Source organism: Nocardioides sp. cx-173 (assembly GCF_021117365.1).
Classification (GTDB): Bacteria; Actinomycetota; Actinomycetes; order Propionibacteriales; family Nocardioidaceae; genus Nocardioides.
The window spans coordinates 4,242,067-4,266,640 of sequence record NZ_CP088262.1 but is presented as its reverse complement, the minus strand read 5'-3'; the positions used below and the strand labels follow the sequence as shown (position 1 = coordinate 4,266,640).

Below are 24,574 nucleotides of genomic sequence, written 5' to 3'. Positions count from 1 at the left end.
TCAGGCGAGCCCCAGTGCCTCGATGATCGCGACCTCCGCGTCGGCCAGGTGGCGACGCAGGAACTCCGACGCACCGTCGATGTCGTCGTCGTCGAGCAGCTGGACCAGCGCCGCGTGCGAGTCGGCCTGGTCGTGGGCGTTGCGGCGGATCCGGTCGACCTGGGCCAGTGCCAGCTTGAGCTCGACGACCAGGTTGTCGGCCATGTGCACGAGGCGCTCGCTGCCGGTGAGACCGACGAGGGAGACGTGGAAGTCGAGGTGGCGCTCGTTGAGCCGCTGGTACGACGCGCCCCGGCGGACCGCCGAGATGTAGGCCGCGAGCGTCTCGTGCACGCGCGCCCGCTGCTCGTCGGTGGCCTCACGCCAGCGGCGTACCCCGGCGCCCTCCAGGACCCACCGCGCCGCGCAGACGTCGCGCACCGAGTCGGCCTCCGGCGTCGAGACGCTCACGCCGCGGTGCGGCTCGCGGGTGGCGATGCCCTCGGCCACGAGGATCGTGAGGGCCTCGCGGACGGTCGGCCTCGAGACGCCGAGGGAGGCGGCGAGGGCGACCTCGCGCAGGTTGGTGCCGGACTCCAGCTCGCCGTCGAAGATGGCCCGCCGCAGCTCGTCGGCCGCCCGGTCCACGGTGGAGGCGTGCTCCAGGTGGAGGGTCGCGAACGGCTCGGCCATACCCCCATTGTGCGCCACGCCCGGCTCGCCATGGTGCGCGTCCGCCCGCGTGGCCTACACTGCGAGTTCTGTCAGATTGTCTGACAATTCTTCGCAGAGAGCCGGTGACCCCATGACCGAGTTCACCGATCCCACCACCGCGGAGCCGGCGGAGCTGGCGGAGCTGGCTTGGGGCAGCCACTACGCGGTCGTCGAGCCGACGCACTTCCGCATCGACTACGCGATCAACCCGTTCATGGACCCCGACGTCCAGCCCGACCCGGCGCGCGCGAGCGACCAGTGGGCTGCCCTGGTCGGCACCCTGCGCGGCCTCGGCGCCAGGATCGACGTGCTGCCGCAGCGCGAGGACGCGCCGGACATGGTCTATGCGATGAACCTCGGCCTCGCGCTGCTCCGCACCGCCGGCGACCCGCACGTGGTGATGTCGCACATGCGCTACCCCCAGCGCCGCATGGAGACCGGCTCCGCCCAGCAGTGGTTCGCCGGGCGCGGCTGGACGACGTCGTACGTCGGCCGCGAGGGCGTGGGCGCGCACCTGGAGGCCGGCGACGCGTTCGCGTTCGGCGACGCGCTCGTCGTGGGCTTCGGCCCGCGCACCGAGGAGCTCGCGCTCAAGCACCTCGCGCTCGAGCTCGGCGTGCGCGTGCGCGGCCTGCGCCTCACCCATCCGGGGATGTACCACCTCGACCTGGCCTTCTGCCCGCTCGACTCGCGCCGGGCGCTGGTCTGCCCCGCGGCCCTCGACGCGCCGTCCGCGCGGGCCCTGATGGAGCTCGTGCCCGAGCCGCTCGTGCTCACCGAGCAGGAGGCGCTCACGACGTTCGCGGCCAACTCGGTCGTGGTGGGCCGCACCGTCGTGATGCCGGCCTGCCCCGCGCGGGTGCGCGCGCAGCTCGAGTCGTGGGGCTTCGAGGTCGTGGTCGTGGAGGTGTCGGAGTTCCACAAGGGCGGCGGCTCGATCCGCTGCCTCACCAACCCCCTCGACGTCACCCTCGGCCGCGACCTCCCAGTGCTCGCCCGCGGCGAGGTCATCACCCCGCCGCCGGCCTGAGCGCGGTTACCCGCCCGCCGGCGCCCAGTTGCCGTGGAAGCCCGCGGGCACGCGGCCGGGAAGGTGGACGGTGGCGACGTCCTCGAGGGTCTGCGCGTCGAGGAGCACCAGGTCGCTGCGGGCGGTGCTGCGGTCGTGGACGTAGCCCATGACCACGCCGGCGCCCTCGGCCGCATCGTCGGCGTCCGGCACGAAGCAGAACTCGCCCACCTCCTTGCCCGGGCCCAGCCGGCGCGTGTGCGTCGTGCCGGCCTGGACGTCGTGGAGCAGCACCGAGTCGCCGAGCGTGACGCCGTCGAAGCCGACCGACCAGCCGTAGCGGTGGCGGCGTCCGGTGCGGCGCTCGTCGAGGCGGGGGAACTCCTGGGTCTGCTCGTCGTAGCGGTGCTCGCGCACCTTGCCGGCGACGGTGTCGACGGTGAGGCGGACCAGGGACGACGGCCCTTCGTGGGGTCCGGTGAAGTCGGTCGCGAACATGCGGGGGTGGCGGACCACGTCGATCACCACGTCGTCGCCGTCCTCGAAGGCGTTGAGGGTGTGGAAGACGTAGCAGGGGTCGATCTCGAACCACCGCACGTCGGTCCCGGCGCCCTCGCGGGGCAGCAGGCCGACCCGGGCGGGGTAGTCGGGATCCCAGGAGTACGGCAGCTTGCTCGGCGTACCTGCCCCCCGGGCCATGGCGTCGACCACGCGGTCGGGCATCGGGTTGCGCCCGACGACGCTGTTGAGCGCGAGCTTGGCCGCCAGCCGGACCGGGCGCGGCACCTGGCCGGCGACCATGTCGATGTCGAAGGTCACGGGCAGGTCGAAGATGACCGCGTAGTGCTCGGTGAGCGCGAAGTCGTGCATCATCGGGCTCCCGTGGACCTCCACCTCGACCTGGCGGCGGATCCGCCCGGAGGTGTCGAGCACCGAGTAGTCGACCCGGTTGCCGCGGGTCCAGCTGTACGACACCGCGTGCAGCTCCCCGGTGGCGGGATCCTCGTGCGGGTGCGCGGTGTAGCCCGCGGCGAGGTCGCCGGCGAAGCCGCACCGGCCCACGGTCTCGAGCTCCTCGCTCAGCTCGTACGGCGGCGCCCCGGCCTCGACGAGCGCCATCGTGCGCCCTCGGTGCTGCACGACGTTGGTGTTGGGGGCGAAGTCCCCGGACTCGGGGCGCACCCAGCGGTTGCGGTACCACCGGGCCGCGCCGTCTTCGATCCGCACGCCGTGGACCATGCCCTCGCCGAGGAACCAGTGGTAGTCCTCGCCCGGGTCGGCGGCCGGGTTGGGGCCGATCCGCAGGTAGCGCCCGTCGAGGTGCTCGGGCAGCGCGCCGGTGACCGGGAGGTCGAAGGCCGTCAGCTCGTCGGCGACGGGCGCGAAGCCGTCCTGGAGGTAGCGGTTCATGGGGGTCTCCCTATAACGGTGTTATGTGACGACCATAACGCCGTTATGACAGACTGGCAAGGTGTCTGAGAACGAGCAGCCCGACGTCCGCCGCCGACTGCTCGAGCAGGCGGCCCAGCTGCTGGGCGAGGAGGGGCCGGCGGCCCTGACCACCCGGCGCCTGGCGCGCGAGGCCGGGACCTCGACGATGGCCGTCTACACCCACTTCGGGGGGATGCCCGCGCTGGTCCGCGCGGTCGTCGCGGAGGGCTTTCGCCGGCTGGTGGCGCGAGTGGCGGAGGTCGAGCCCACCGACGACCCGCTCGACGACCTGCGCCGGGCGGCGGTCGCCTACCGCCAGCACGCGCTGGCCGACCCGCAGATGTATGCGGTGATGTTCGGCTCGGCCAGCCTCGGCGGCTACCGGCTGCACGACGACGAGCTGGACATCGGGCTGGCGGCGTTCGGCCAGCTCGTCGACCTGGTACGCCGGGCGATGGCCGGCGGCCGCCTCCGAGAGGACGACCCCGCCGCCGTGGCGGGGCAGTTCTGGAGCGCCCTGCACGGCTACGTGATGCTCGAGCTCTCCGGCTTCCACCAGGTGGTGGAGGACCCGGAGGCGCAGCTGCTGTGGCCGATGCTGGCGCACCTGGTCGAAGGGCTGCGGGCCGACGGCGCGCGGGCTCGGTAGCGTCGGAGCGTGTTCCCGTTCGGTGGCGTCGAGTACATGGTGCTCGGCTCCGTCCTGTCCGGAGCCGTCTGCCTGCTCCTCGCCCTCGCGCTGCGCTCGCGGCTCGGGCTGACCGCCTGGACCGCCGCCGGCCTGCTCTGGTCGCTGGTCGTCATCGGGCTGGTCACGCTCATCCCGGCCGGTGGCGCGCCCGGCATCGTCCCGGCCGAGGGGCGGCTGGCCACCTGCTCGTGGGACATCGGGGGACCGGCGCCGGACGGCTTCTGGATCTTCTCCGGCGGGCAGCGCCTGCTCAACACCGTCGTGTTCATGCCCTCCGGCGCGCTGCTCGCGCTCACGGCCGCCCGCTGGCGCAGCGGCTGGGTGACGGTGCCGCTGGGCCTGGCCCTGCTGGCGACGTACTCCGCCGCGATCGAGAAGACCCAGCTGGAGCTGGCCCGCATCGACCGCGCGTGCGACGTCACGGACATCATCGACAACGTCACGGGCGCCGCCCTCGGCGTCGCTGTCGGCCTCGCCATGGCGACCGTGCTCAGGCCGTGGCGTGGCCGACGGGCCCCGGTCTCCTAGCCTGGGGCGATGAGCAGCCCCACCAGCCGTGCCCACATCGCCCGGATCCCCGCGTACGTCCCCGGCCGGCCGCCCACCCCGCGGACCGGGCTGACGACGTACAAGCTCTCCTCGAACGAGAACCCCTACCCGCCGCTGCCCGGCGTGGTCGACGCCGCCACGGAGGCGGTCGCGGTGATGAACCGCTACCCCGACATGGGCAGCAGCGCCCTGTACGACGCGCTGTCGGCGCGCTTGGGCGTGCCCGTCTCCGACCTCGCGGCGGCCACCGGGTCGGTGGCGCTGGTCTACCAGCTGCTGTCGGCGTACTGCGACCCCGGCGATGAGGTCGTCTACGCCTGGCGGTCCTTCGAGGCCTACCCGATCGCCGTCACGACGGCGGGCGCCACCTCGGTGCAGGTGCCGCTGACTCCTGACGGGCGCCACGACCTCGACGCGATGGCCGCCGCCATCACCGAGCGGACGAAGGTGGTCGTCGTCTGCACCCCCAACAACCCCACCGGCCCGGCGGTGACCCAGTCGGAGCTCGAGGCGTTCCTCGCGCAGGTGCCCACCCACGTCTTGGTGGTGGTGGACGAGGCGTACGTGGAGTTCGTGCGAATGGCCGACCCGGTCGACGGGATCGCGACCTACCGCGCCCACCCCAACGTCGTGCTGTTCCGCACGTTCTCCAAGGCCTACGGCCTGGCCGGGTTCCGCGTCGGGTACGCCGTCGCGGCGCCGCCGGTCGCCGGTGCGCTGCGCGCGGTCTCCCTGCCGTTCGGCGTCTCGCACGTGGCCCAGGCCGCGGCCATCGCCTCGCTGAAGGCGACCGACGCGCTGATGGCGCGGGTCGAGGCCCTCGCCGGCGAGCGGGCCCGGGTGGTCGCCGGGCTGGCGGCGGCCGGCTGGGACCTCCCGGACGCCCAGGGCAACTTCGTGTGGTTCGGCCTGGGGGAGCGCACCGCGCAGTTCGCGGCCGCCGGCGAGGAGGCCGGCATCGTCGTACGCCCCTTCGCCGGCGAGGGCGCCCGCGTGACCATCGGCGAGCCTGAGGCCAACGACCGGGTGCTGGCGGTGGCGCGGGCATTCGGCTTGTAACTCACCGTTACGGCATCTACCGCACCCTTGTAAGGGCATGACACATGCCGTAACGGTGAGTTACAAGCCCGGCGCGCCGCCGCCCGAGTTACCGCCCCGCAACACAGGGAGGGCAGGGTGTGGGTCATGTCCATCAAGGTCGCGCTCGAGCACCGCACGACGTACGAGTTCGCGGAGCCGGTCACGGTCGCGCCGCACGTGGTGCGGCTGCGGCCCGCGCCGCACTGCCGGACGCCCATCGAGGCGTACTCGCTCGACGTGCAGCCGAGCAACCACTTCCTGAACTGGCAGCAGGACCCCTTCGGCAACTGGCTGGCCCGCCTGGTCTTCCCGGAGAAGGTCACGACCCTCGACATCACCGTCGGGCTGGTGGCCGACCTGATGGTGATCAACCCCTTCGACTTCTTCATCGAGGAGTACGCCGAGCATTTCCCCTTCGCCTACGAGGAGGCGCTGGCCGCGGACCTGGCGCCGTACCTGCGCGCGGTCGAGGGCGCCGAGGCCGCCGACGCGTTCCGTCGCTCCCTGCCCCAGCCCGAGGCGACCCCCACCGTCACCTTCCTCGCCGACCTCAACGCCGCGGTGCACCGAGAGGTCGCCTACTCGGTGCGCATGGAGGCCGGGGTCCAGACCCCCGACGAGACGCTGGCGCGCCGCATCGGCTCCTGTCGTGACAGTGCCTGGCTGCTGGTCGGCCTGCTGCGCCAGCACGGCCTCGCGGCCCGCTTCGTCTCCGGTTACCTCGTGCAGCTCACCGCCGACCAGGAGGCACTGGACGGGCCCAGCGGTCCCACCCAGGACTTCACCGACCTGCACGCGTGGGCGGAGGTCTACCTGCCCGGCGCGGGCTGGGTCGGCATGGACCCGACCTCCAGCCTGTTCGCGGGCGAGGGGCACATCCCGCTGAGCGCGACGCCGCACCCGAGCAGCGCCGCGCCGATCGAGGGCGCGACCGACCCGGTCAAGGTGAGCTTCGCCTTCCACAACGAGGTCCGCCGCATCCACGAGGACCCGCGCGTCACCAAGCCCTACACCGACGAGCAGTGGGCCCGCATCGACGCGCTCGGCGAGGCCGTCGACGTACGCCTGCGCGACGGCGACGTCCGGCTGACCATGGGCGGCGAGCCGACCTTCGTGAGCCTGGACGACGCCACCTCCCCGCAGTGGAGCGAGGACGCCGACGGGCCGCAGAAGCGTGCGCTGGCCGCCACCCTGGCCGAGCGGCTGCGCCGCACCTACGCCGAGGGCGGGGTGGTCCACCGCGGCCAGGGCAAGTGGTACCCCGGCGAGCCGCTCCCGCGCTGGAACATCGCGCTGCAGTGGCGCACCGACGGCGTCGCGCTCTGGCGCGACCCTGACCTCTTCGCCGACCCGTGGGCCACCGGCGGCGACCCCGACGCTCGCGCCCACACCGAGGCCCTCGCCCGCCGCGTCACCAAGGTGCTGGGGCTGCCCGCCGGGCACCTGCTCCCCGCCTACGAGGACCCGTTCGCGGCGCTCGCCGACCACATCGGCCAGCCGCACGGCGAGGCGCCGGAGGACCTCCACCCGACCGCGGAGCTGATTGCCCGCCTCGACGCGGACGTCACCGAGCCCACCGGTTGGGTCCTGCCCCTGGTGACCGGCGAGGACTGGACCAGCCCCTCCTGGCGGTTCCGCCGCGGCCGGCTCGTCCTCACCCCCGGCACCAGCGCGGTGGGCCTGCGCCTGCCGCTCGACGCGATCGCCTGGAAGGACGCCGAGTACGCCGGCGAGCCGTCGTACCTGGAGAGCGGGCCGCCCCTGGACCCCCAGGTCCCGGTCGTCACCGTCGTCGGGCCCGAGGGGGTGCCGACCACGGCGCTGGCCTTCGAGGCACGCGAGGGCGTCGTCCACGTCTTCCTGCCCCCGACCGAGCGGCTCGAGGACTACGCCGACCTGCTGCGCCTAGTCGAGGTCGCCACCCGCAAGGTGGGCTGCCCGATCGTCCTCGAGGGCTACGGCCCGCCGCCCGACTCCCGCCTCACGCAGCTCGTGGTCACGCCCGACCCCGGCGTCATCGAGGTCAACGTGCAGCCGGCGGCGAGCTGGGCCGAGCAGCGCGACCTGCTCACGACCCTGTACGCCGAGGCGCGCCAGGCGCGGCTGACCACCGAGAAGTTCGACCTCGACGGCCTGCACACCGGCACCGGCGGCGGCAACCACCTCACCCTCGGCGGCGCTCAGCCGGTCGACTCCCCGCTGCTGCGCCGCCCGGACCTGCTGGTCAGCCTGCTGACGTACTGGCAGCGGCACCCGGCGCTGTCCTACCTGTTCTCCGGCCGGTTCATCGGCCCCACCAGCCAGGCGCCGCGCTTCGACGAGGGCCGGCCCGAGGCGACGTACGAGATGGAGATCGCCTTCGCCGAGATCGCCCACCTGGTGGCGGAGCAGGGCGAGCCGCGACCCTGGCTGGTCGACCGCGCTCTGCGGCACCTGCTGACCGACCTGACCGGCAACACCCATCGTGCCGAGTTCTGCATCGACAAGCTCTACAGCCCCGACTCCTCGCGCGGGCGCCTGGGCCTGCTGGAGCTGCGCGGCTTCGAGATGCCGCCGCACGAGCAGATGGCCCTGCTGCAGTCGCTGCTGGTGCGCTCGCTGGTCGCGATGTTCTGGGAGCGGCCGCTCACCGCGCCGCTCGTGCGGTGGGGCACCCGCCTGCACGAGGACTTCCTACTGCCGCACGGCGCGGCCGCCGACATCGCCGAGGTCGCCCAGGACCTGCGCGACTTCGGGATCGGCTTCGAGGAGTCGTGGCTGGACCCGTTCACCGAGTTCCGGTTCCCGCGCATCGGCGTCACCCGCATCGGCGACGTCACCCTCGAGCTGCGCAACGCGATCGAGCCGTGGCACGTCCTGGGCGAGGAGGCCACCGCCGGCGGCACCGCCCGGTACGTCGACTCCTCGGTCGAGCGGGTGCAGGTGTCGGTGCGCGGGATCGACCCGCGCCGCCACCTCGTGACGTGCCAGGGTGTGCCCGTGCCCCTCACCGAGACCGCGGGCGGCGACCACTACGCCGGCGTCCGGTTCCGCGCCTGGCAGCCGTGGTCGGCGCTGCACCCCTCGATCCCGGTGCAGGCGCCGCTGCACTTCGACGTCGTCGACCTCGCCTCGGCCGCCAGCCTGGGCGGCGCGACGTACCACGTCGTGCACCCGGGCGGCCGCTCCTACGACGCCCCGCCGGTCAACGCCCAGGAGGCCGAGGCCCGCCGGGCCAGCCGCTTCGAGCCGCGCGGCCACACCGCCGGCCGGATCGACGTCGGCGCCCTGCGCGAGGCCGGCCGCCGCGCCGCGAGCGCGGAGTACCCGCACACCCTCGACCTGCGCCGCGTCCCCCGTCCATGACCCGACCATGACCCGTCCATGACCCGGCCGTGACCCCACCATGACCCTGCTCCGCGACTACGCCGACCGGCTCACCCAGCCCGCGCTCGGCGACTCCCACGCCCGCTACGACGAGGTCGTGTCGCCCGACGGCACCCTGCGGCCGGCGTGGAAGGGCCTGGCCGAGATCGCCGTCGGCCTGGAGGACCGCGACCTGCGGCGGGTCGACGAGGACATCGTCCGCTTCCTCGCCGACGACGGGGTCACCTACTCCCGGCCCGGCCGGGCGGCGGGGGCGTGGCGGCTGGACCCGGTGCCGCTCGTGCTCGACGCCGCCTCGTGGGCACCGCTCGAGATCGGCCTGGCCCAGCGCGCCGAGCTCCTCAACGCCATCCTGGTCGACCTGTACGGCGAGCAGCGGCTGCTCTCCGAGGGGGTGCTCCCGCCGGCCGTCGTGCTCGGCCACTCCGGCTTCACCCGCGTGGTGGCGCGGTCGTCGGCGCTCGACCCCCGCCCCCTGGTGCTGGCCGCCACCGACCTGGGGCGCGACGCGGCCGGCGAGTGGCGGGTCCTGGCCGACCGCGCGCAGGCGCCCTCCGGGATCGGGTACGCGATGGAGAACCGCCGCGTCATCAGCCGGGTCATGCCCGAGCTCTACCGCGAGGCGGGGCTGCACCGCATCGAGCCGTACTTCTGGGCGCTGCGCTCGGCGCTCATCCAGTCCGCCCAGAACGAGCCGGCCGACCCGCGCGTCGTGGTCCTCTCGCCGGGCACCCACTCCGAGACGGCCTACGACCAGGCCTTCATCGCCTCCACCCTCGGCTTCCCGCTGGTGCAGGGCAGCGACCTGGTCGTGCGCGACGGCTGGGTCCAGATGCGCGTGTTCGGCAGGCTCGAGCGCGTCGACGTGATCCTGCGCCGCGTCGACGCGGCCTGGAGCGACCCGCTCGAGCTGCGCGGTGACTCCCAGCTCGGCGTGGCCGGCCTGACCGAGGCCGTACGGCGGGGCCGGGTGCGGGTCGTCAACGGGCTCGGCGCGGGGGTGCTGGAGAACCCCGGGCTGCTGCCCTACATGCCGGCCGTCTGCGAGGCCCTGCTCGGTGAGCCGCTGCGGCTGCCGTCGGTGCCCACCTGGTGGTGCGGCGACCCCGCCTCCCTCGACCACGTGCTGGACCGGCTCCTCGACCCGGGCCCCGGCGGCCGGTTGCTCGTGCGCAGCATCGACGGGCCCACCACCGGGCTGGCCGACCTGGACCCGGCCGCCGTACGGGAGCGGCTGCTGGACGAGCCGCACCGCTACGTCGGGCAGGAGCGGCTGCCGCTGTCGCAGGCGCCGACCTGGCGGGCCGGCGGCGCCCGCTCCGGCGAGGTGGAGCCGCGCTCGGTGACCCTGCGGACCTTCACCCTGCGCTACGGCTCGGCCTACCGTCCCCTGGTCGGCGGCCTGGCCAACGTCTACGAGGACGACCGGCCCGCGTCCAGCAAGGACGTCTGGGTGCTCAAGGGCGACCCCGCCGACCCGGACCAGGGTCTCGCCGAGGTCCTGCCGATGACCGCCGGCCGCGCCTCGACCGGCACGGTGCCGCGCATCCTCGAGGACCTGTTCTGGTTCGGCCGCTACGCCGAGCGCGCCGAGGACATGCTGCGGCTGGTGCTGGCCGCGCACGCCCTCGCCGAGGACTTCGGCTCCCGGCCCAACTCGACCGGAGGCGCCAGCCTCGCGGTCATGATGCAGGTCGTCCGGCGGCTGGGCGGCGCGGTGTACGAGGACCTGGACGCGGAGTTCCGCTCGCTGCTGCTCGACGAGGCGCGCGCCGGCTCGGCCGCGCACGCGCTGGCCGGGCTGCGCGAGGCGGCGTCCGGCGTACGCGACCAGCTCTCGCTCGACACCTGGCGGGCCTTCGGCGCCACCGATCGCGCCACGGTGATCCTGCGCGGTTCGCGGCACAGCCACCAGATCGGCGAGTCCGCGGGCCGCATGCTCACCGGCGTCCTCTCGCTGCAGGGCGTGACCGCGAGCATGATCCGCGACGCGGGCTGGCACATGATCGGGGTCGGGCAGCACCTCGAGCGCGCGGTCCAGGTGTGCCACCTCCTCGAGGAGACCGCGACCGTACGCCGCGGGGTCGACGTCGACCGCGACGTCCTCGACGCCGTCCTGGTCGCGGCCGAGAGCTCGGTCACCCACCGGCGCCGCTACCGCGGCTACGTCCGGCCCGGCGGGGTGCTGGAGCTGCTGCTCACCGACCGGGACAACCCGCGCTCGCTGGTCTTCGGGATGTCGGAGGTCGCCGCCCACCTGGCGGCGCTGCCGGCCTCCACCGGCTCCACCCGCCCGGAGCGGCTGGTGGCCGACCTGCTGGCCACGCTGGAGGACGTCGACATCGCCACGCTGGTCGCCATCGGCGGCGTGGACCGCCCCAACCTGCGGGCGTTCCTGGCCTCCTTCGCCGGCCAGCTCACGCGTCTGGCCGAGGCCGTCGCCGAGCTCCACCTCGCCAGCGGGCCCGCGCCGAGGCCGCTCGGGTCGCTCGACCTGGTCGAGTCGCTGGAGGGCGAGCGCGCATGAGGTACCGCGTGCGGCACAGCACCACCTACACCTACGACGACCAGGTCACCGACAGTCTCGGGGTGGCTCACCTGGTGCCACGCGCGCTGCCCTGGCAGCGGGTCGCGACCTACGACGTCACCGTGACGCCGCAGGCGAGCGACCTCACGCAGGACCTCGACTACTACGGCAACCTGGCGACGTACTTCCAGGTCGTCCGGCCCCACCGCGAGCTCGTCGTGGAGGCGACCAGCGAGGTCGACGTGGACCTCGCCGACGTGCCGGCCGAGGCTCTCGCCGAGCCGTGGGAGCGGCTGCGGCCGCTCCTGCGTCCGGACCGCGCCGACGCCTGGTCGGCCACGGACTTCGCCCTCGCGTCCTCGCAGGTCGAGCAGGTGCCGGCCGCCCGGGAGTACGCAGCCGCGTCCTTCACTCCGGGCCGTCCGGTCGGCGACGCCGTCACGGACCTGATGCACCGCATCCACGACGACTTCGAGTACGACGCGACCGCGACCACGGTCACCTCCACCGTCCAGGACATCCTCGACCGGCGCGCCGGGGTCTGCCAGGACTACGCCCACCTGACGCTCGCCTGCCTGCGCGCCCACGGGCTCGCCGGGCGCTACGTGAGCGGCTACCTCGCCACGGAGCCGGCACCGGGCCGGGAGCGGGTCGTCGGCGCCGACGCCTCCCACGCCTGGGTCGCGGTCTGGCTCGGCGGCGAGCACTGGCTCGCGTTCGACCCGACCAACGACCAGTGGGTCGGCGACCGCTACGTCACGGTCGCGTGGGGCCGCGACTACGCCGACGTGCCGCCGGTGAAGGGCGTCATCTTCACCGAGGCGAGGAAGTCGACGCTTCGGGTATCGGTGGACGTCGCCCGGCTCGACGAGTGAGAGGCTCACGGCCATGAAGGCCTTCCGGTGTCGCGTCTGCGACAACCAGCTCTACTTCGAGAACTCCCTCTGCGTCTCCTGCGGCACGGCGCTGGCGTACTCGCGGGCGGAGCGCGCGATCGTGCCCGTCGACGAGCACGGCCGCTACGTCGACGCGTCCGGCCTGGTGTGGCACGTGTGCGTCAACCTCAACCTCTCCGGCTGCACCTGGCTGGCCCCGCTCGAGGGTGCGCAGTGCTTCGCCTGCGACCTCACTCGCACCCGGCCGGCGGACGACGACCCGGTCGGCCTGGAGAACTACCCGCTGGCCGAGCAGGCCAAGCGGCACCTGGTCGTCGAGCTCGACACCCTCGGCTTCCCCGTCGTGGGCAAGGACGTCGACCCCGACGACGGCCTGGCCTTCGACCTGATCTCGAGCGTGGATGAGAACGTCGTGATCGGCCACGAGGACGGGCTCATCACCATCGACCTCGCCGAGAGCGACGCGGCCCACCGCGAGCAGGTGCGGGCCGAGCTCGCCGAGCCGTACCGGACCATGCTCGGCCACTTCCGGCACGAGGTCGGCCACTACTACGAGTGGCAGCTCGTGCGCGGCGAGGAGCTGATGCGCCGCTGCACCGAGCTGTTCGGTGACGAGTCCAAGGACTACCAGGCCGAGATCGACCGGCACTACGCCGAGGGGCCGCCGACCGGCTGGGAGGACGCCTACATCTCGACGTACGCCACCATGCACCCCTTCGAGGACTTCGCCGAGACCTGGGCGCACTTCCTGCACATCGCCGACACCATCGACACCGCGCGCGAGTTCGGCCTGGTGACGGTGAGCGGCATCGACGCGTTCTCGACCTTCCGCGACGTCGTCACCGGCGTGTGGATCCCGCTCTCCACCGCGCTCAACCAGATCAACCGGAGCATGGGCAAGGAGGACCTCTACCCCTTCGTGATCCCCGCCCCCGTGCTCGACAAGCTCGAGTTCGTGGCGTCCTTGCGGCCGGCTGCCTTGGCGTGACGTCGCGCAGCTTGTAACTCACCGTTACCGCTTCTTTCCCACCCTTGTACCGGTGCGGTAGATGCAGTAACGGTGAGTTACAAGAGCCGACCCGCCGCGGTGGTTGAGCGTTCACCTAGCCTGGGGGGATGAGCGAGGAGAAGTACGTCAAGAAGGGCCAGGAGTTCAGCCGGGACATGAACTACGTCCCGGACCGGATCACGAAGGGCGCCCGGCGCCCGGAGCACGGCCCGGTCGCCGGCGAGCTCTGGCCCGTCGAGCCCGGCCGCTACCGGCTGGTGGCCGCCAAGGCCTGCCCCTGGGCCAACCGGGCGATCATCGTGCGACAGCTGCTCGGCCTCGAGGACGTCATCTCGCTGGGCACCCCCGGCCCCACGCACGACCAGCGCAGCTGGACCTTCGACCTCGACCCCGGCGGCCGCGACCCCGTGCTCGGCATCGAGCGGCTCCAGGAGGCGTACTTCAAGCGCTTCCCCGGCTACGAGCGCGGCATCACGGTGCCCGCGATCGTCGACGTCCCGACCGGCGAGCTGGTGACCAACGACTTCCCGTGGATCACCCACGACCTGTACTTCGAGTGGCGCGACTACCACCGCGAAGGCGCGCCGGACCTGTGGCCCGAGGACCTCCGCGAGGAGATGGAGGAGGTCATGCAGCGGATCTTCACCGAGGTCAACAACGGCGTCTACCGCTGCGGGTTCGCCGGCTCGCAGGAGGCGTACGACGCGGCGTACGAGCGGCTCTGGGTCGCCATGGACTGGCTCGAGGAGCGCCTCGCGGACCGCCGTTACCTCATGGGCGACGCGATCACCGAGGCCGACGTACGCCTCTTCACGACCCTCGCCCGCTTCGACGCGGTCTACCACGGCCACTTCAAGTGCAACCGTCAGAAGCTCACGGAGCTGCCGAACCTCTGGGGCTACGCCCGCGACCTCTTCCAGACCCCCGGCTTCGGCGACAACACCGACTTCGAGCAGATCAAGGCGCACTACTACGTCGTCCACAGCGACATCAACCCGTCCGGGATCGTCCCCGCCGGGCCCGACCCCGCCGTCTGGTTGACGCCGCACGGTCGCGGCTGACGCGCCGGTCGACGTGGGGCGCCCGCCGCCGGGGGAGAATGGCGCCATGGGACACGGGCACGGCCACGGCCACGCCGCGGGACGTGCGGCCGACCGCCACCGGCTGCGCTGGGTGCTGGGCGTCACCGCGAGCGTGCTGGCCGTGGAGCTGGTCGGCGCCTATCTCACCGGCTCCCTGGCGCTGCTGGCCGACGCCGGCCACATGGCCACTGACGCCGGAGCCGTGGTGCTCGCCCTCGGGGCGTCGTACGTCGCGTCGCGGCCGGCGGGGCCGCGCTCGACGTTCGGCTACCACCGTGCCGAGATCCTCGCCGCGATGCTCAACGCCCTGGTCCTGCTGGGGGTCTGCGCCTACATCGGCTACGCCGGGATCACCCGCCTCGGCGATCCGACCGAGATCGACGCCGGGCCGATGGTCGCGTTCGCCGCCTTCGGCCTGCTGGCCAACGCCGTGTCGTTGACGGTGCTCAACCGCTCGGACACCGGCTCGCTCAACCTGCGCGGCGCGGCCAACGAGGTGCTGGCCGACCTGCTCGGCTCCGTGCTCGCGATCGCGGCCGGCGTGGTCGTCTGGACCACCGGCTGGGACCGTGCCGACCCGGTCGCCTCACTGCTGATCGCGGTGCTGATCCTGCCCCGCTCGCTGGTGCTGCTGCGCGACTCGGCGGTGATCCTCCTGGAGCTGGCGCCCGCCGGCCTCGACCTGGACGACGTACGCCGCCACCTGCGCGAGGTCCCCGGGGTGGTCGACGTCCACGACCTGCACGCGTGGACGATCACCAGCGGGATGCCGAGCCTGTCGGCCCACGTGACGGTGACCGACGAGGCGCTGGACGACCGGGGAGTGGGGCCGATCCTGGACCAGCTGTGCGCCTGCATCGGCGAGCACTTCGACGTACGCCACGCGACCTTCCAGGTCGAGCCGCTCTCCCACGAGGACCACGAGGACCTCGGCGAGGTGCACTGACCGGGGCGGTCGCCTCAACTGCCCCAAGATTCACCGGGCACCCGGTGAATCTGGTGCCTCCCCCACGAAACTTCATGCGGGAGGCGTGAGTTTCACCGGGCACCCGGTGAAACTCGCGCGGCCGGCCCCCAGCCGGCCGGAGCCCCTCAGCCCAAGCCCGACGAGACGTCCTGCTCGGCGGCGTCCTTCAGCTTGACCAGGGTCGCGTCGATCGCCTTGCGGGTGCGGGAGGCGAAGACCGCGGACAGCCCGAGGCGCAGGGGCAGGGGGTAGCGGGTGAGGTCCCAGGTCTCGGTGACCTGGGTGCCGCCGTCGTCGGTGGGCTGGAGCTCGTAGCGCCAGCGGTGCAGGCCCGCGTGGCGCCACGCGATCAGCCGGTCCTCCTCGAACTCGACGACCCGGTTCTTGATCTTGTACGGCGCGCCCATCTTCATGTCCATGCCGAACTCCGAGCCCAGCGCGAGTCGCTCGGGCCCGGAGACGGTGTCCCGGACGGTGCCGGAGCCGTCGATGCGGGGGTGCTGTCGGGGGTCGGCCAGGATGGCGAACACCGCCGCGGGCGGCGCGTCGACGGTCGTGCGGGCGGTGATGACGGAGGGGGGCATGTCGTCCAGGCTAGTCAGAGGCCGCCCAAGTTGGCGACGCCGACGATGCCGACGGTAGGTTGTGCGAGCACCATTGTGTTCCGGGTCACAGGCGCACCACCCCCGCGCCTCGCGTCCGGACGACAAGCCCTCGGCCTCGCGGAGACCCCGTCCCGGCCGGTGACATCCGAAGGAGTGCACGTGACCCAGCAGACCCCCGGTGAGACCTCCGGTGAGACCCTCGGCGAGTCCGGCTTCGGCCCCGACCTCGTGGAGGTCTTCGGACCCTCCCAGCAGGACGGCGGCCCCGAGCTGATCCAGCTGCTGACCCCCGAGGGTGAGCGGGTCCACCACCCGGAGTTCGACCAGGACTTCTCCGCCGAGGAGCTGCGCGGCTTCTACCGCGACATGGTCCTGACCCGGCGCATCGACACCGAGGCCACGGCGCTGCAGCGTCACGGCGAGCTTGGGATCTGGGCTCAGCTGCTCGGCCAGGAGGCCGCGCAGATCGGCGCCGGCCGCGCGCTGCGCCCGCAGGACTACGTCTTCCCGACCTACCGCGAGCACGGCGTGGCCTGGTGCCGCGGCGTCGACCCGCTGCGCCTGCTCGGCCTCTTCCGCGGCGTCGACCAGGGCGGCTGGGACCCGGCGGCCAACAACTTCGGGCTCTACACGATCGTCATCGGCGCCCAGACCCTGCACGCCACCGGCTACGCCATGGGGGTCCAGCGCGACGGCGACGTCGGCACCGGCGAGCCCGACCGCGACACGGCCGTCGTCGCCCACTTCGGTGACGGCGCCTCCTCGCAGGGCGACGTCAACGAGGCCTTCATCTTCGCGGCGTCCTACAACGCCCCGGTGGTCTTCTTCTGCCAGAACAACCAGTGGGCGATCTCGGAGCCCATCGAGCGCCAGACCCGGATCCCGCTCTACCAGCGCGCGCTGGGCTTCGGCTTCCCCGGCGTCCGCGTCGACGGCAACGACGTCCTGGCGACGTACGCCGTCACCAAGGCCGCGCTCCAGCGCGCCCGCGACGGCCAGGGCCCGACCCTGGTCGAGGCCTACACCTACCGGATGGGCGCCCACACGACCACCGACGACCCGACCCGCTACCGCGTCTCCGACGACGTCGAGAGCTGGAAGCTCAAGGACCCGATCGCCCGGGTGGAGGTCTACCTGCGCCGCAACGGGCTGGTCGACGACGAGTTCCTCGAGAGCGTCCAGGCCGAGGCCGACGAGCTCGGCCACACGCTGCGCGAGGGCTGCAAGGCGATGCCGGACCCGCAGCCGCTGAGCATGTTCGACCACGTGTACGCCGAGCAGACCGAGGAGCTGGCCGCCCAGCGCGACGGCTACGCGGCCTACCTCGAGTCGTTCGAGGGGAGCACCCACTGATGGCCACGCAGAAGATCACCCTCGCCAAGGGCCTCAACATGGGCCTGCGCAAGGCGATGGAGGACGACTCGAAGGTCCTGCTCATGGGTGAGGACGTCGGCAAGCTCGGCGGCGTCTTCCGCATCACCGACGGCCTGCAGAAGGACTTCGGCGAGGACCGGGTCATCGACTCGCCGCTGGCCGAGTCCGGCATCGTCGGTACGGCGGTCGGCATGGCCATGCGCGGCTACCGCCCGGTGGTGGAGATCCAGTTCGACGGGTTCGTCTACCCCGCCTACGACCAGATCGTCTGCCAGGTCGCCAAGATCCACTTCCGCAGCCAGGGCCGCGTGAAGATGCCGATGGTCATCCGGATCCCGTTCGGCGGCGGCATCGGCGCCGTCGAGCACCACAGCGAGTCGCCGGAGGCGCAGTTCGCGCACACCCCCGGGCTCAAGGTGGTGGCCTGCTCCAACCCGGTCGACGGCTACTGGATGATCCAGCAGGCGATCGCCTGCGACGACCCGGTGATCTTCCTGGAGCCCAAGCGGCAGTACCACGCCGACAAGGCCGACCTGGACGAGTCGGCGACCCCGGAGCCGCTGTTCACCTCGCGGGTGGTCCGCGTCGGCACCGACCTGACGCTGCTGGCCTACGGACCCACGGTCAAGACCGCGATGCGGGCCGCCGAGGCGGCCGCCACCGAGGGGCGCTCGATCGAGGTCATCGACCTGCGCACGCTCTCGCCGCTGGACATGGGCCCGGTCTTCGACTCCGTACGCCGCACCGGCCGCGCCGTCGTCGCCCACGAGGCGCACGTCAACCTCGGCATGGGCGCCGAGCTGTCCGCGCGCATCACCGAGGAGTGCTTCTACTCGCTCGAGGCGCCGGTGCTGCGCGTCGGCGGCTTCGACACCCCCTACCCGCCGTCGCGGATCGAGGAGGACTTCCTCCCCGACCTGGACCGGGTCCTGGACGCCGTCGACCGCAGCTGGGAGTTCTGATGCCCGAGTACCTCCTGCCCGACGTGGGCGAGGGCCTCACCGAGGCCGAGATCGTGTCCTGGAAGGTCAAGGTCGGCGACGTCATCGCGATCAACGACATCGTCGTCGAGATCGAGACCGCCAAGTCCCTGGTCGAGCTGCCTTCGCCGTACGCCGGCGAGGTCAGCGTCCTGCACGTCGCGGAGGGCGAGATGGTGGAGGTCGGCACGCCGATCATCACCGTCGGCGCCCCGGCGGCTGCGGAGATGGAGATCGACCTGTCCAACCCCGCCGCGAGCGGCCGGGTGGAGGGCGAGAGCCTGGTCGGGCGCAACAAGGCCGACCGCGGCCCGCTGCGGCGCCCCCGCAAGGGCTCGGTCACGCCGTCGTCCGAGGCCGCCGCCGCCACGCAGATGCAGGTGCAGGGCGCCTTCGCCCCCGGCGGCGCCCAGTCGCCGGACGTCGTCGAGGCCGACGAGCCGGCCGTGCCCGCGGTCTCGGCCGTGCCGGTCGTGCCCGAGCCGGTCTCGGAGTGGGTCCCGACGCCGCCGCTCCACGTGCTGGCCAAGCCGCCGGTCCGCAAGCTCGCCAAGGACCTCGGCGTCGACCTCGCCGAGGTGCCCGCCACCGGTCCCCACGGCACCGTCACCCGCGCCGACGTGGAGGCCGCCGCCCAGGGCTCCACCGCCGTCTCGGCGGCCGAGCCGACCGTGCACCGGAGCGCCGGTGCGCAGACTCCACGCGAGACGCGCGAGCCGATCAAGGGCGTGCGCAAGATGATGGCGGCGGCCATGGTGGGCTCGGCGTTCTCGGCACCCCACGTCACCGAGTGGGTCACCGTCGACGTCACCAGGACAATGGACCTGGTGGAGCGGCTCAAGCAGCGCCGCGAGCTGCGCGAGGTCAAGGTGTCCCCGCTGCTGGTGCTCGCCCGCGCGGTGCTGCTGGCCGTCCGGCGTACGCCGGAGATCAACTCGTTCTGGGACGAGGCCGCGCAGGAGGTCGTGCTCAAGCACTACGTCAACCTCGGCATCGCCGCGGCCACCCCGCGCGGGCTGGTCGTGCCCAACGTCAAGGACGCGCAGGACCTCAGCCTGGTCGAGCTCGCCGACGCGCTCGCCGCGCTCACCGCGACCGCCCGCGAGGGCAGGACCCAGCCGGCCGAGATGAGCGGCGGGACGTTCACGATCACCAACGTGGGCGTCTTCGGTGTCGACGCCGGCACCCCGATCATCAACCCCGGCGAGTCCGCGATCCTGTGCTTCGGCGCGATCCGCAAGCAGCCCTGGGTGGTCACCACCGACGGCGTGGACGAGATCGTGCCCCGCCAGGTCACGACCCTCGCCCTGTCCTTCGACCACCGCCACATCGACGGCGAGAAGGGCTCGCGCTTCCTCGCCGACGTCGCCGGCATCCTCGAGGACCCCGCCTCCGCCCTCCTCTTCTAGCTGACCCGTCAGAAACTCTCTGACGGGTCAGCGGGTGGGGGTGACAGTTTCTGACGGGTCGGCCCCGGGTAGGAAGGGTGTCGTGAGCATGGCGGGGTACCCCGAGCCGGGGGAGATGGTGGGTCCCTACCGGGTCGAGCGACGGCTGGGCCTGGGCGGGATGGGCGTGGTGTTCGTGGCGCTGGACCCGGTGCTGGAGCGGCGGGTCGCGCTGAAGGTGATCGCGCCGCACCTGGCCGAGGACGAGACGTTCCGGGCCCGCTTCACGCGCGAGGCCCAGGCCCAGGCGTCGCTGGACTCGCCGCACGTCGTCCACGTCTACGCCCACGGCGAGTCCGGCGGCCGGCTCTACATCGCCACCCAGCTCATCGACGGCGGCGACCTCGGGCAGCTGATCCACAGCAGCGGCCCGCCGCCGCTGCGCGTCGGGCTCGACCTGATCGCCCAGATCGCGGGCGGTCTGGCCGCGGCCCACGCGCGCGGGCTGATCCACCGCGACATCAAGCCGGCCAACGTGCTCGTGGGCCGTCGCGAGTCGGGCCTGAGCGCCTATCTCGCCGACTTCGGCATCGCCCGGAGGGTAGACGGCCAGTCGCAGCTGACCACCGCCGGCGGCACGCTCGGCACCCCGACGTACATGGCGCCGGAGCTGCACCTCGGCGCCGAGCCCGGCGTGCCCAGCGACGTCTACTCGCTCGGCTGCCTGCTGTGGTCGGCGATGAGCGGCGAGGCGCCGTACGCCGGCACGTCGGACTACCAGATCATCACCGCCCACCTCGAGGGTCCGGTGCCGCAGCTGCCCGAGACCAGCCTGCTGGCCCGCGAGACCAACCGGGTCCTGCGCCGGGCGATGGCCAAGCGGCCCGAGGACCGCTACCCCAGCGCCGCCGCGCTCCGCGACGACCTGCTCGCCGTGCTCCGGCTCCCCGACCAGGACGCGGGTCCCGCACCGCAGTCACTGGGGCCACTGGGGCCACGCCGGCCTCGCCGACGCCTGCTGCTGGTCGCGGCCGCGGCCTCGGCCCTGCTCCTGGCCGGGATCGTGACGGCCTACGCCGTCACCCGCGACGACGACTCGGGCTCGGCCGACCCGAGCGGCCCGAGCGACCCGAGCGACCCGAGCGAGCCGAGCGGGTCGGCCACGCCCAGCGGCTCGGACGAGGACCAGGCGATCGCGGCCCTGGCGACCGGGTTCGAGCCGGTGGCGGGCGACTCCGCCCGCTGCATGGCCGAGCAGGTCGTCGGCTCGGTGGGCGTGCCCGCGCTGGTCGAGGCCGGGTTCTTCGACGAGGACTGGAGGTTCCTGGACCCGGACCTGGCCGGCCAGCCGCAGATCAAGCAGGCCCTCAACGCCGCCACCTTCGCCTGCATCGGTGAGGTCCTCCCCAGCATCACCCCCTAGCGCGGGGGCTGACTGGCCCGGTGGCCCACGTTGTCACGCGTTCTCGTGAGCGGCGGCCCGCGTCATCCGGTGCGCGTCCGCCAGGCCGAGAGCACCTCGGCCTCGCGATCGCGGTCGATCCCGCTCACCGGCGCGTCCGGGGTCGACCGGAGCCAGGCCAGCGTGTCGGCGGCGGTCTCGGCGAGCGGTCGCGGTCGTAGCCCGGCGGCCAGGGACGGCGCGGCGTCGTGGGCGAGCATGCCGTCGTACTCGGGGCGGGGCAGCCAGAGCGGCACGGCGTCGGTCCCGGCCCACGGCTCGACGCCCTGCTCGGCGAGGAAGCCCTGGTCCACCCAGGTCCACTGCGGCGCCGTGCCGACCCCGGCGGCGACGGCGGCGAGCGCGTCGGCCAGCGGCTGCGCCGGGCCGACGGCGTCGTAGTCGCCGGTCGTGCCGGCCTCGACCGCGTCCACGAGCCAGGCCGCCAGGTCCCGCACGTCGATGACCTGGACAGTGTCGTGCGGTGCGCCCGGGGCGAGCACCTCGCCCCCGTGGGCCAGGCGCGCCGGCCAGTAGCTGAAGCGGCCGGTGGGGTCGTCGGGCCCGGCGATCAGTCCCGGCCGCACGATCATCGACGAGGCCGCGCCGTCGCGCACGGCCTGCTCGCAGGCCACCTTCATCGGCCCGTAGGCGTCCATGTCCACGGCTAGGTCCGCGTCCTCGTGCCGCGGGTGGCGCAGGGGCAGCGTGCCGGGCCGGCCGCCCGGCGTGGACTCGTCGGCGTAGACGTTGATGGTGGACACGAAGACCCAGTGGAAGTCCGGGAGTGCCGCGACGGCGCGGCGCACCCAGGACGGCTGCCGGGCAACGTCCACGACGGCGTCGAACGGTGCGCCGGTCAGCTCGGCGGGAGGGTCCTGGCGGCGGTCCCACACGACCAGGCGCGCCCCGGCCGGCACCGAGCCGGACTCCCCCCGAGCGGCGCACACCACCTCGTGTCCCTTCGCCACGGCCGCCGCCGCGGTCGCCTTGGACAGGAACGCCGTGCCGCCGAGGACCAGGATCCGCATCCAGCGACTCTGCGGCAGGTCCCCGCTCCGCGCAACCGGCTCCTCAGGATCGCGGCTCCAAGAGGGACCGGAGCTCGGACTCCTCCGCGGTCAAGACGTCCGGAGCGTGGTTGCCGAAGCGGTCCAGCGGACAGATGTCGTAGGTGTGCCGGCCGTCCGGATCCAGCCAGCCGACCTCGTCGATGGACACGATCGCCTCGTGGCAGTGGCGGCACACCGAGCGCGGAGGCCGGCCCCGGTAGTACCTGAGGATCGCGGTCATCTGGTCATCGTGCGTCGCCGACCCGACGCCCCAGGAGGGCGCTTCGGCCCGGTCGCACCGGGCAGTTCGGTCTCCCCGCGGGCGCCGGGACGTAGAGCGACACCCCGGGCGGCGCGACGGGCGATCGGGTGGCCCGCACCGTGTCCCGGGGTGCCGCGGTCTTGGTCTCGTGGCCCAGCGAGCCGCGCCGGGCGCACGAGTGGAGCTCGGTCAACCCGCCCCGACCCGAGGGGGACGCGGCGGCACGAAGGCGGAGGCGTCCACGGGGTCGTAGCGCCCGCTGGGAGTCACGAGCGTGCCCGCCTCCCCTCGCAGGATCGCGATGGCGTCCTCGAGCCGTCCGATGGCGCCGGTGCCGCCGGTGAGCTCCACAAAGCGACAGACGGCCTCGACCTTGGGTCCCATCGAGCCGGCCGGGAAGCCCAGCGCCCGCAGGCCGCCGGGAGTGGCCTCGCGGATGGCCTGCTGATTGGGGGTGCCGTAGTCGCGCATCACGTTGGGGACGTCGGTGAGGACGAGCAGAACGTCCGCGTCGAGCGCCTCGGCGAGCACCGAGCTGGTCAGGTCCTTGTCGATGACCGCCTCCACGCCTGTCAGCTTGCCGCGCTCGTCGCGGATGACCGGCACCCCGCCACCCCCGGCGCACACCACCACCGCTCCGGTGTTCAGCAGGGTCCGGATCAGCCTGGTCTCGACCACGCGGTGCGGTCGCGGCGAGCCCACGACCCGTCGCCATCCGGTCCCGTCCGGCTTGACGACCCAGCCGCGCTCCGCGGCGAAGCGCATCGCCTCGGCCTCGGTGTACATCTCGCCCACGAACTTGGTCGGGTCGGCGAAGGCGGGGTCGGCCGCGGCCACCAGGGTCTGGTTGATGATCGCCGCCACCTGGCGTCCGGGCAGTTCGTTCTCCATCGCCTGGAGCAGCCAGTAGCCGATCATCCCCTGGGTCTGGGCGCCGAGCACGTCGAACGGGTACGGCGTGGTGAGCCGGGGGTCAGACGCGCTCTGCAGGGCCAGGACCCCCACCTGGGGGCCGTTGCCGTGGGTGAGCACCAGCTCGTGCTGCTCGGCGAGTGGAGCCAGGGCGGCCACCGCCATTCGCACGTTGGCCTCCTGGACCTCGGCGTCCGGCTTCTGCCCGCGCTGCAGCAGGGCGTTGCCGCCGAGCGTGGCCACGATCCGCACGTCAGTCTCCCAGCGTGGCGACGATGACGGCCTTGATGGTGTGCATCCGGTTCTCCGCCTGGTCGAAGACGATGGAGTGCTTGGACTCGAAGACCTCGTCGGTCACCTCGAGCGCCTCCATGCCGGTCTGCTGGTACAGGTCCTCCCCGACCGTCGTGTGGCGGTCGTGGAAGGCCGGTAGGCAGTGCAGGAACTTCACGTTGGGGTTGCCGGTCGCCTTCACCACCGCCATGTTGACCTGGAAGCTCTTGAGCATGTCGATGCGCTCGAGCCACAGCTCCTTGGCCTCGCCCATCGAGACCCACACGTCGGTGTAGAGGTAGTCGACGCCGGCGACGCCTTCGTCGACGTCTGCGGTGTGGGTGATCCGGGCGCCGGTGTCCTCGGCGATCCGGCGGGCCTCGGCGATGATCTCCGCGTCGTTCCACAGGTGCTCGGGTGCGACGATGCGCACGTCCATGCCCATCATCGCGCCGGTGACCAGCAGCGAGTTGCCCATGTTGTTGCGGGCGTCGCCGAGGTAGGCGAAGGCGATCTCCTCGTCGGGCTTGCCGCAGTGCTCGCGCATGGTGAGCATGTCGCACAGCATCTGGGTGGGGTGCCAGTCGTCGGTCAGCCCGTTCCACACCGGCACCCCGGCGTACTTCGCCAGCGTCTCGACGTTGCTCTGGGCCGCCCCTCGGTACTCGATGCCGTCGAACATCCGGCCCAGCACGCGCGCGGTGTCCGCCATCGACTCCTTGTGCCCGATCTGCGAGCCGCTCGGATCCAGGTAGGTCACGCGTGCGCCCTGGTCGAAGGCCGCCACCTCGAACGAGCAGCGCGTGCGGGTCGAGGTCTTCTCGAAGATCAGCGCGATGTTCTTGCGGTTGAGCCGGGGCCGCTCCGAGCCGGAGTACTTGGCCAGCTTGAGCTCGGCGGCGAGCTCGAGGAGGAACTTCCACTCCTTGGGGGTGAAGTCCAGCTCCCGGACCAGGCTGCGGTTCCTGAGGTTGAACGCCATGGCGT

Annotated in this window: 21 protein-coding genes; 14 read left to right on the top strand and 7 right to left on the bottom strand. The window is 72.8% G+C overall.

The window, feature by feature from the left end:
* Nucleotides 1-672, bottom strand: a complete 672-nt coding sequence (locus LQ940_RS20825; RefSeq protein ID WP_231241409.1) for a GntR family transcriptional regulator — start codon at nt 670-672, stop codon at nt 1-3.
* 112 nt (nt 673-784) lie between these two features.
* Here LQ940_RS20825 and LQ940_RS20820 point away from each other — a divergent pair, with 112 nt between their 5' ends.
* Entirely contained in the window at nt 785-1,723 is a 939-nt protein-coding gene (locus LQ940_RS20820; RefSeq protein ID WP_231241410.1) for a dimethylarginine dimethylaminohydrolase family protein, read from the top strand.
* A 6-nt stretch (nt 1,724-1,729) separates the two neighbouring features.
* Here the strand turns inward: LQ940_RS20820 and LQ940_RS20815 are convergent, their stop codons facing one another.
* Complete coding sequence (locus LQ940_RS20815; protein WP_231241411.1) at nt 1,730-3,112, bottom strand: carotenoid oxygenase family protein; 1,383 nt, start codon at nt 3,110-3,112, stop codon at nt 1,730-1,732.
* 61 nt (nt 3,113-3,173) lie between these two features.
* On the opposite strand from LQ940_RS20815, the gene LQ940_RS20810 reads away from it, so the two are divergent.
* From LQ940_RS20810 to LQ940_RS20770, 9 genes are all read left to right on the top strand, one after another.
* The gene (locus LQ940_RS20810) at nt 3,174-3,782 is read left to right on the top strand and encodes a TetR/AcrR family transcriptional regulator (RefSeq protein WP_231241412.1); all 609 of its coding nucleotides are present in this window, start codon (nt 3,174-3,176) and stop codon (nt 3,780-3,782) included.
* Nucleotides 3,783-3,791: 9 nt separating this feature from the next.
* Nucleotides 3,792-4,352 (top strand): VanZ family protein, encoded by a 561-nt coding sequence (locus LQ940_RS20805; RefSeq protein WP_231241413.1) that lies wholly within the window; start codon nt 3,792-3,794, stop codon nt 4,350-4,352.
* A 9-nt stretch (nt 4,353-4,361) separates the two neighbouring features.
* Nucleotides 4,362-5,432 carry a histidinol-phosphate transaminase gene (gene hisC / locus LQ940_RS20800; protein ID WP_231241414.1) on the top strand — a complete coding sequence of 357 codons (1,071 nt, stop codon included), beginning with the start codon at nt 4,362-4,364 and terminating at the stop codon, nt 5,430-5,432.
* A 126-nt stretch (nt 5,433-5,558) separates the two neighbouring features.
* Nucleotides 5,559-8,798: a transglutaminase family protein gene (locus LQ940_RS20795; RefSeq protein WP_231241415.1), complete on the top strand. Its 3,240-nt coding sequence runs from the start codon at nt 5,559-5,561 to the stop codon at nt 8,796-8,798.
* 40 nt (nt 8,799-8,838) lie between these two features.
* Complete coding sequence (locus LQ940_RS20790; protein ID WP_231241416.1) at nt 8,839-11,346, top strand: circularly permuted type 2 ATP-grasp protein; 2,508 nt, start codon at nt 8,839-8,841, stop codon at nt 11,344-11,346.
* Complete coding sequence (locus LQ940_RS20785) at nt 11,343-12,221, top strand: transglutaminase family protein (RefSeq protein ID WP_231241417.1); 879 nt, start codon at nt 11,343-11,345, stop codon at nt 12,219-12,221. The genes LQ940_RS20790 and LQ940_RS20785 overlap by 4 nt, the downstream gene beginning before the upstream one ends.
* Nucleotides 12,222-12,234: 13 nt before the next feature.
* On the top strand, nt 12,235-13,230 hold the full coding sequence (locus LQ940_RS20780; RefSeq protein WP_231241418.1) for a zinc-binding metallopeptidase family protein: 996 nt from the start codon (nt 12,235-12,237) through the stop codon (nt 13,228-13,230).
* 128 nt (nt 13,231-13,358) lie between these two features.
* The gene (locus LQ940_RS20775; protein ID WP_231241419.1) at nt 13,359-14,312 is read left to right on the top strand and encodes a glutathione S-transferase family protein; all 954 of its coding nucleotides are present in this window, start codon (nt 13,359-13,361) and stop codon (nt 14,310-14,312) included.
* Between the two features lie 46 nt (nt 14,313-14,358).
* Nucleotides 14,359-15,279 carry a cation diffusion facilitator family transporter gene (locus tag LQ940_RS20770; protein WP_231241420.1) on the top strand — a complete coding sequence of 307 codons (921 nt, stop codon included), beginning with the start codon at nt 14,359-14,361 and terminating at the stop codon, nt 15,277-15,279.
* 146 nt (nt 15,280-15,425) lie between these two features.
* On the opposite strand, the gene LQ940_RS20765 is transcribed toward LQ940_RS20770, so the two are convergent.
* The gene (locus tag LQ940_RS20765) at nt 15,426-15,884 is read right to left on the bottom strand and encodes an SRPBCC family protein (protein WP_231241421.1); all 459 of its coding nucleotides are present in this window, start codon (nt 15,882-15,884) and stop codon (nt 15,426-15,428) included.
* Between the two features lie 249 nt (nt 15,885-16,133).
* Here LQ940_RS20765 and pdhA point away from each other — a divergent pair, with 249 nt between their 5' ends.
* The 4 genes from pdhA (at nt 16,134) to LQ940_RS20745 (ending at nt 21,070) form a co-directional block, all read left to right on the top strand.
* The gene (pdhA, locus tag LQ940_RS20760) at nt 16,134-17,258 is read left to right on the top strand and encodes a pyruvate dehydrogenase (acetyl-transferring) E1 component subunit alpha (protein WP_231241474.1); all 1,125 of its coding nucleotides are present in this window, start codon (nt 16,134-16,136) and stop codon (nt 17,256-17,258) included.
* Nucleotides 17,258-18,241: an alpha-ketoacid dehydrogenase subunit beta gene (locus LQ940_RS20755; RefSeq protein ID WP_231241422.1), complete on the top strand. Its 984-nt coding sequence runs from the start codon at nt 17,258-17,260 to the stop codon at nt 18,239-18,241. The genes pdhA and LQ940_RS20755 overlap by 1 nt, the downstream gene beginning before the upstream one ends.
* The gene (locus tag LQ940_RS20750) at nt 18,241-19,668 is read left to right on the top strand and encodes a dihydrolipoamide acetyltransferase family protein (protein WP_231241423.1); all 1,428 of its coding nucleotides are present in this window, start codon (nt 18,241-18,243) and stop codon (nt 19,666-19,668) included. Before LQ940_RS20755 ends, LQ940_RS20750 begins: the two co-directional genes overlap by 1 nt.
* An 88-nt stretch (nt 19,669-19,756) precedes the next feature.
* Nucleotides 19,757-21,070 (top strand): serine/threonine-protein kinase, encoded by a 1,314-nt coding sequence (locus tag LQ940_RS20745; protein ID WP_231241475.1) that lies wholly within the window; start codon nt 19,757-19,759, stop codon nt 21,068-21,070.
* A 62-nt stretch (nt 21,071-21,132) separates the two neighbouring features.
* On the opposite strand, the gene LQ940_RS20740 is transcribed toward LQ940_RS20745, so the two are convergent.
* The 4 genes from LQ940_RS20740 to argF all read right to left on the bottom strand — a co-directional run bounded on the left by LQ940_RS20740 (nt 21,133) and on the right by argF (nt 24,569).
* Nucleotides 21,133-22,119, bottom strand: coding sequence for an epimerase (locus LQ940_RS20740; RefSeq protein WP_231241424.1), 987 nt, complete (start codon nt 22,117-22,119; stop codon nt 21,133-21,135).
* 43 nt (nt 22,120-22,162) lie between these two features.
* Complete coding sequence (locus tag LQ940_RS20735; protein ID WP_231241425.1) at nt 22,163-22,381, bottom strand: hypothetical protein; 219 nt, start codon at nt 22,379-22,381, stop codon at nt 22,163-22,165.
* A 210-nt stretch (nt 22,382-22,591) separates the two neighbouring features.
* Entirely contained in the window at nt 22,592-23,566 is a 975-nt protein-coding gene (arcC, locus tag LQ940_RS20730) for a carbamate kinase (RefSeq protein WP_231241426.1), read from the bottom strand.
* 1 nt (nt 23,567) lies between these two features.
* Complete coding sequence (argF, locus tag LQ940_RS20725) at nt 23,568-24,569, bottom strand: ornithine carbamoyltransferase (protein ID WP_231241427.1); 1,002 nt, start codon at nt 24,567-24,569, stop codon at nt 23,568-23,570.
* Nucleotides 24,570-24,574 lie beyond the last annotated feature (5 nt).

Bases quoted from the DNA above. Each gene is read 5' to 3' on its own strand.
- LQ940_RS20825 (WP_231241409.1), bottom strand. From the start codon at position 672: ATGGCCGAGCCGTTCGCGACCCTCCACCTGGAGCACGCCTCCACCGTG.
- LQ940_RS20820 (WP_231241410.1), top strand. From the start codon at position 785: ATGACCGAGTTCACCGATCCCACCACCGCGGAGCCGGCGGAGCTGGCG.
- LQ940_RS20815 (WP_231241411.1), bottom strand. From the start codon at position 3,112: ATGAACCGCTACCTCCAGGACGGCTTCGCGCCCGTCGCCGACGAGCTG.
- hisC (WP_231241414.1), top strand. From the start codon at position 4,362: ATGAGCAGCCCCACCAGCCGTGCCCACATCGCCCGGATCCCCGCGTAC.
- LQ940_RS20795 (WP_231241415.1), top strand. From the start codon at position 5,559: ATGTCCATCAAGGTCGCGCTCGAGCACCGCACGACGTACGAGTTCGCG.
- LQ940_RS20790 (WP_231241416.1), top strand. From the start codon at position 8,839: ATGACCCTGCTCCGCGACTACGCCGACCGGCTCACCCAGCCCGCGCTC.
- LQ940_RS20785 (WP_231241417.1), top strand. From the start codon at position 11,343: ATGAGGTACCGCGTGCGGCACAGCACCACCTACACCTACGACGACCAG.
- LQ940_RS20780 (WP_231241418.1), top strand. From the start codon at position 12,235: ATGAAGGCCTTCCGGTGTCGCGTCTGCGACAACCAGCTCTACTTCGAG.
- LQ940_RS20775 (WP_231241419.1), top strand. From the start codon at position 13,359: ATGAGCGAGGAGAAGTACGTCAAGAAGGGCCAGGAGTTCAGCCGGGAC.
- LQ940_RS20770 (WP_231241420.1), top strand. From the start codon at position 14,359: ATGGGACACGGGCACGGCCACGGCCACGCCGCGGGACGTGCGGCCGAC.
- LQ940_RS20765 (WP_231241421.1), bottom strand. From the start codon at position 15,884: ATGCCCCCCTCCGTCATCACCGCCCGCACGACCGTCGACGCGCCGCCC.
- LQ940_RS20755 (WP_231241422.1), top strand. From the start codon at position 17,258: ATGGCCACGCAGAAGATCACCCTCGCCAAGGGCCTCAACATGGGCCTG.
- LQ940_RS20750 (WP_231241423.1), top strand. From the start codon at position 18,241: ATGCCCGAGTACCTCCTGCCCGACGTGGGCGAGGGCCTCACCGAGGCC.
- LQ940_RS20745 (WP_231241475.1), top strand. From the start codon at position 19,757: ATGGCGGGGTACCCCGAGCCGGGGGAGATGGTGGGTCCCTACCGGGTC.
- LQ940_RS20740 (WP_231241424.1), bottom strand. From the start codon at position 22,119: ATGCGGATCCTGGTCCTCGGCGGCACGGCGTTCCTGTCCAAGGCGACC.
- LQ940_RS20735 (WP_231241425.1), bottom strand. From the start codon at position 22,381: ATGACCGCGATCCTCAGGTACTACCGGGGCCGGCCTCCGCGCTCGGTG.
- argF (WP_231241427.1), bottom strand. From the start codon at position 24,569: ATGGCGTTCAACCTCAGGAACCGCAGCCTGGTCCGGGAGCTGGACTTC.